Origin of the sequence: Bradyrhizobium sp. 139 (genome assembly GCF_023074175.1) — a bacterium.
Classification (GTDB): Bacteria; Pseudomonadota; Alphaproteobacteria; order Rhizobiales; family Xanthobacteraceae; genus Bradyrhizobium.
Genome location: NZ_JADPKS010000134.1, coordinates 1 through 5,783 on the forward strand (window position 1 = coordinate 1; position 5,783 = coordinate 5,783).

Below are 5,783 nucleotides of genomic sequence, written 5' to 3' on the forward strand. Positions count from 1 at the left end.
TGATCGCAGGTGTCAGATTCAACGACGGCATCGAGGTCATCCACATGCCGGCAAACCACGCCGCCTGATCACCTCGTCACCCAAAATCCCGCATAGCTCGGACGCCGTGGGCGGTAGCTACTGAAAGCTCAGAGCGCGATACCAAGTAGAAGGTGCCGCAAAGACACGAGCAAGGCTATCACAATAGGGACCTCCCGCGCAGTCTGCCCATCAGCTCGCAAACTATAGGCTGGCGCAAGCGGGATCAGCGTCGCCAGACTCTGCGACCAGGGATGCAGCGCGATCAAGACACCACGGAAGCCTATCAGGACCGTAGTCCACCGTCGCTGGCGGCCGGCGACCTGTCGTTCAGAATATTCCCGAGAAGGCGGTGACGAAGATCGGAGGGGCGAGATATACCACGGAAACGGCGGAGCCATGGCTGGTGGATGAAGTGGTCACGCTACCGCGAGTTCAGCGCGAGCCGGAGTAAAAACGGCTCGACCGAATAGGAGGTAGCAACGAATTTTCCCGTGAGATCACCGAACGAGTACGGGAAGATCGACAGCACCTCGAGCGCGACGCTCGTCTGCTTTGCGGAGCGTTTCATCGCAGGCAAACGTTTCTTGAAGAGAGCCATCAGGACCGTGTCGCCACGATCAGCGGGTTCATGCTGCGTCGCTTTAAGTTGTTAGACTCCTGATGGAGCATTCGTCAGTAGACTACAATCCGATCAAGGCTTTGCGTTTGTTTGCTATTTCCATCTGTTCTCACACAACAGTCGCCCTGCCTCCAATCCAATTCAAAATACGAGCACATCCGCAGCCGAAAAGACGGCACGCACACATTGACCGGGGGCAAGTCCTTGGATCCTCCCAGCGTTCTTGCGGATCGCCAGCACACGGGCTTTTCCAGGAAGCTCAACAACGACATGCACGTCAGGACCAAGAGATGCCACGTCGAGAACAACACCCGTCATGCTATTGTGTTCTGCGCCGCGAAGCGCCTCAGGAGCGGCACTGTCGATGAGCTCAATGTGTTCCGGTCGCACGCAAAGATCAGAGCCGCCGTTGTAACCGGATGGCGGCGACTTCGCCCGGATCTCAACTCCATCGCTGGTAATGTAGGAGGTGAAGCCCGCAACCGATTGACCGCTCCTGATTACCTGGAACCAATTGGACCGCCCAACGAACTCAGCGACGAACTTGTTGGCGGGCGATTGATAAATCTGCGTCGGAGCTCCGCGCTGAACGATCCCGCCAGCATGCATGATGACGACCTCGTCGCCCAGGCTCAAAGCTTCCTCTTGATCGTGCGTCACGACGATCGTTGTGGCCCCGACAGATCTGAGAATTTCCTTCAGCTCGATGCGCAATTCGAGTCGAAGCTTGGCATCGAGTGCCGACAATGGCTCATCGAGAAGAACAACCTTTGGATCGGTTGCGAGCGCCCGCGCAAGCGCGACACGCTGCTGCTGTCCGCCGCTTAGTTGATTGGGATATCTCGCCTCCATTCCGCCCAGTTGTACAAGCGACAACATCTGCTTGATCCGTGAAGGTATCGCAGCTGCCGGTGCTCCTCGGTACCGCATTCCGTAGGCAACATTCTGGGCCACCGTCATGTGAGGGAAGAGCGCATAATCCTGAAACAGCAGTCCTACGTTGCGCTCATAAGGCTTCAGCTGGCCGACATCCTCGCCCGCAATTTGAACGGTCCCGCCATCCGGTACGGCAAAACCTGCAATGATGCGCAATGTAGTCGTTTTTCCACAGCCGCTTGGCCCGAGGAGAGAAAGCACCTTCCCTGGCTCTAGCTCCAGCGACACGTTTTCGACTGCAGTGAAGCTGCCATACTTTTTCGTGACGTCTTTCAGTTCAAGAACATTCATCTACCGAATCCTATTGGTTCCATGCCCCATTGCCCGCTCGAGCCCGAGCACGCGGTCAAGCACGATCAGTAGAACAATCGTAAGGCCCATCAGTGCTACTGCGGCCGCAGCGATGGTCAGATCGAAGCTCGACTTGATTAGGGTGGTGAGCGCGAGGGGAAGCGTATACGTCTGGAAGTCACTCATGAACAGGCTGACCGCAACGTCGTCCATGGAGGTCGCAAAAGCAAAAATCGCGCCGGCGGCAATACCATTCTTGGCGAGTGGCAATGTGATCGTGAAGAAGACCTGGCGCTCGTTCGCACCGAGCGATAGTGCCGCCTCGCGTAGCGTTTGGCTGATCCCGGCAAGTCCGACCAGCGTCATTCTTATCGTGAAGGGAAGCGTGATGATCAAGTGACCTGCAAACAGTTTTAGAAAGACCGGCACCTGGTTAAAAGCCGCAAAGAACATGAGCAGACCAAAACCGATGATCACCCCTGGCAAGACGAGGGGCGACAGAAACATGGTAGTGACAAAGTCACGCCATCGTGGCGACATCCAGCTGATCGCTAAAGCTGCCAGCGCACCGATAGCTGCCGCAGCGGCGGTCGTGGCAGCTGCCAGTAGCAGGCTGGTTTTGAAGCCCGCCCATATGTACGTATCCTCAAGGAGCTTGCCGAACCATCGGGTCGAAAGCTCCGTCGGAGGGAATGGACCGATGTAGTCGCGCGCATCGAACGCCATCAGTACGGTTACGACGACCGGGAACAGCAGGAACAACGCTGTCACCGCAATGATCGCAGTCACGGCGACAGTAAGAAGGCTATCAACACGTCGCTTGCTGAGTATCGGTTTCGCGCTGACGAGCGCCTTTGTTCTGACCGTCACTTCCGCGTTGAGCCTCTCTTTGGTGCTGAGCATCTTATTCTCACGCGCGTTCAAGTGACGTCGCCAGTCTAGACATCACAAGGATCAGAAGCAACGCGAGGACCATCATGACAATCGAAATCGCCGCGCCGCTCGGATAATTGGCGATCTCGCTAAACCGGCTGTAAATAAGATTCGAAATGAACAGGATGCGCCCTCGCCCAAGAATCAAGGGTATGACGAATGCGCTTACGCCAAGGGTCATTGAGACCAAAAATGCCGACACAATCCCTCGGATGGATAAAGGGATCGTTACGGTGAGGTGAGCCGCAAGCGCAGGGGCGCCAAGAGACAGAGCCGCCTCAGTCAGGCGCGGGTTCAGATTTTTGATCGCCCCGATCAGGATCAGGATTGACATCGGTATGCAATATTGAAGCAATCCCGCGAGGATTACGAAATTGATATAGAGCCGGCTATTAGTATTGATGTCCATAATCGACATTAGTGGAGCAAGTACTCCGGTGGAGCCGAAAGTCAGTTCAAGCGCATAGACCCGCACGAGAGAGCTTAGGAACATGAGTCCAACAATCGCGGAGATCGAAGCTTTCTGCATCCATGCAAATTCAGCTCTCGCGATGCAATAGGCAATCGGGAAAGCAAATACGATAGAGACGGCAGACGAGCAGATCGCTAGAACGTATGTCTGGGCAAAGTACTGCCCATAGACCGGTTGAAAGAGCTCCGCATAGTTTGCAAGAGTAAGCGGACCTCCTTCGACCGATCCAATTCGACCGGGCTCGAACGTGTGGAAACTCTCATTGAGTACGATCAAAATCGGGAACACCAAGAAGAGAACGAATACTGCCACTGCCGGAAGCAGCAGCAGCAGTTTATATCTCGCAGACTTCATTCGTTCTCTCCAGGCAACGCAACGCGTAGGTTCATCGTGCGCGTTCTGCCGCTAAAGCAGCGGCGCGATTTCCTGCTCCCACCGCTTCATCCAGGTATCTAACTGTGATGAGAGATAAGCAAAATCCGGAATATAGACGTACCTCTCCATCTCTTCGTTGCTGAAGGCGATGGGCTTGGTTTCGTCGGGCATCTTCGATTTCATATTGGCAGGCACCGCATGGATGGCCTGGTTGAACTCCGCGTTGGCTTCCGGGCCGATTGCAAAGTTCGCGAACTTGAATGCCGCGTCCGTACGACCTCCCTTTAGAACGCACCACCCCTCCTGTAAAACGAAGGTCCTGAAACCCGATTCCTTGTCCATTTTGCTTAAGAGTCGGGTCTTAAACTTACGCCCCACCTCAATCGCACCCGGGCCGCTCCGGATGCCTATGCAAGTCTCGCCCGAGGTAGTTGAACTGGTGATGTCGGTGTCCGAGATCGCTACACGTCCAATGTTTCCGCTGCGCGCCAGTGCCTTCATGAACTCCCATGCTGGCTCCATATTTCTCTCATCGCCACCTTTATGCAGAGCCATCGTTACCATTTGGAGGTTGTTGTTCAGTGTGGGGACGGGGAAACAAATCTTTCCCTTTAGCCGGGGGTCCAAAAGATCTTCGATCTTGGTGATCTGGAATGGGACTTTGTCTTCCAGATAGAACCAGATTAGCGACGTGATTGTGCGCGGAATATTTATGATATTTCCAGCACCGTCCCTGACCAGCAGTTTTTTCGGAATGTCGGCCAGATTGGGAACCTTATCCAGCGTCACCGGCTCCGCCCAACCCTCGCGGGCAATTGCTTGCCACGACGCATCCCAACCGGTCAGAAGGTCTATACCCGGCCGCGGCCATGTCGCCTTAATCTTGGGCAAAATCGCCATGGCGCCGCCTGCGTGGAGCTGCCAATTGATTTTCACATCCGACTGCTTGGCTGCAAGCTTCTTCATCTCGTTGCCGTAGTTGCCGCCCCATTCGACGGCAGTAATCGTCTCGTCAACTCGGGCGCCCACAGCACCTGCTAACGACATGCCCGTGCCGAGAGCGGCGGCGGAGGCAGCGGTTTTTAGAAATTCGCGACGCGATGATGACATGCCCGTTTCTCCCTATTGAAGGCGCATAGCTGCTTTGTTCGACAGCATAGCACCTCCTTCAGCGAGGAATTTAACGGGAGTACGGGGCAGTTTCGCAGAAATTCGGCCTTTTTTTTGCGAAATGCCAAGCTTTTTGTGATGCGCCCCCGGCAGGTGCCAATGCTGCGGAATGCAAGCAGCAACGGATTTAGATGGCGAGTCCGCCGTTCACAGCGGCGCGGAAGTTGGAAACCATTTGTTTTATGCGGGGAAGTTGTGCCTCGGTCGGCAGATTGACGCTCGGGCCAAGGCAGGTTGAGAGACATTCGGAGCTTGGGAAGTGGGCGATGCCGGGGTAGGCGTTGCCGAAACAGCAACGATGAGCTCGCTCGCCGCGCTCGCGCTGCCCCAGCTGGCAGCACCGCCACGAAAACCTGAACTCGATAGACCGATGCGACTGGCGCTCAAAGGTCCTTGCCATCAACAGAGCCGATGCAGGGAGGTGAAGGAGATGGCGCCTAGATGGATCATCAAAGCCGGCTGGAGGGGACCGACAATTAGCTGACTTATGCGGCTGCCGTTACCTAGAAGCTTGTCGAACTCCCCTCCGGGACCAAGAGAGCGCGGACAATGCCTTGCGGGGCCCCTGTCAAAAACGACCCAATACCACCGATCTCTAAGAATTTCTGGACGAATATCGGCGATCGGCGCGCTAGATCCGGGGCTAGCATTCAGCGGTATGGACCGCGCGCGGTCAGAAGTTAGCACCCCAACTGCGTCGCCGTCCGAGGATTGACGCGGGAGTCTCTTCCTTAATCTACCTTCGTGCGGTTTTTCATCGCCCCTTCGCATACAACGCCAGAAACCATCATCTAGATGCGCCTAACTTAGGGTCTGTACCTAATTAGCGATCTCTGATTCCATGGCGCCGAGTTGATTCGGGCCCGGGGGACTTCGATGCGCAAAGGACTGTTCTGGCTGAACGACAAGCAGTGGGCTCAGATAGGGCCGCATCTGCCAACGAACCAGACAGGCCCGGCGCGCGAA

General features: G+C 55.7%; 5 protein-coding genes. All 5 read right to left on the reverse strand.

Annotated features, from left to right (window positions below):
• Nucleotides 1-442: 442 nt before the first annotated feature.
• The 5 genes from IVA80_RS29955 to IVA80_RS29975 all read right to left on the reverse strand — a co-directional run bounded on the left by IVA80_RS29955 (nucleotide 443) and on the right by IVA80_RS29975 (nucleotide 4,757).
• A complete protein-coding gene (locus IVA80_RS29955; RefSeq protein WP_247438260.1) occupies nucleotides 443-589 on the reverse strand; it encodes a hypothetical protein in 147 nt (48 codons plus the stop codon).
• 192 nt (nucleotides 590-781) lie between these two features.
• Nucleotides 782-1,867, reverse strand: a complete 1,086-nt coding sequence (locus IVA80_RS29960) for an ABC transporter ATP-binding protein (protein WP_247438261.1) — start codon at nucleotides 1,865-1,867, stop codon at nucleotides 782-784.
• Nucleotides 1,868-2,770 (reverse strand): ABC transporter permease subunit, encoded by a 903-nt coding sequence (locus tag IVA80_RS29965; RefSeq protein ID WP_247438262.1) that lies wholly within the window; start codon nucleotides 2,768-2,770, stop codon nucleotides 1,868-1,870.
• A gap of 7 nt (nucleotides 2,771-2,777) precedes the next feature.
• Nucleotides 2,778-3,626, reverse strand: coding sequence for an ABC transporter permease (locus tag IVA80_RS29970; protein WP_247438263.1), 849 nt, complete (start codon nucleotides 3,624-3,626; stop codon nucleotides 2,778-2,780).
• Between the two features lie 51 nt (nucleotides 3,627-3,677).
• Nucleotides 3,678-4,757: an extracellular solute-binding protein gene (locus IVA80_RS29975; protein WP_247438264.1), complete on the reverse strand. Its 1,080-nt coding sequence runs from the start codon at nucleotides 4,755-4,757 to the stop codon at nucleotides 3,678-3,680.
• Nucleotides 4,758-5,783 lie beyond the last annotated feature (1,026 nt).

Bases quoted from the DNA above. Each gene is read 5' to 3' on its own strand.
- IVA80_RS29960 (WP_247438261.1), bottom strand. From the start codon at position 1,867: ATGAATGTTCTTGAACTGAAAGACGTCACGAAAAAGTATGGCAGCTTC.
- IVA80_RS29975 (WP_247438264.1), bottom strand. From the start codon at position 4,757: ATGTCATCATCGCGTCGCGAATTTCTAAAAACCGCTGCCTCCGCCGCC.
- IVA80_RS29965 (WP_247438262.1), bottom strand. From the start codon at position 2,770: ATGCTCAGCACCAAAGAGAGGCTCAACGCGGAAGTGACGGTCAGAACA.
- IVA80_RS29970 (WP_247438263.1), bottom strand. From the start codon at position 3,626: ATGAAGTCTGCGAGATATAAACTGCTGCTGCTGCTTCCGGCAGTGGCA.
- IVA80_RS29955 (WP_247438260.1), bottom strand. From the start codon at position 589: ATGAAACGCTCCGCAAAGCAGACGAGCGTCGCGCTCGAGGTGCTGTCG.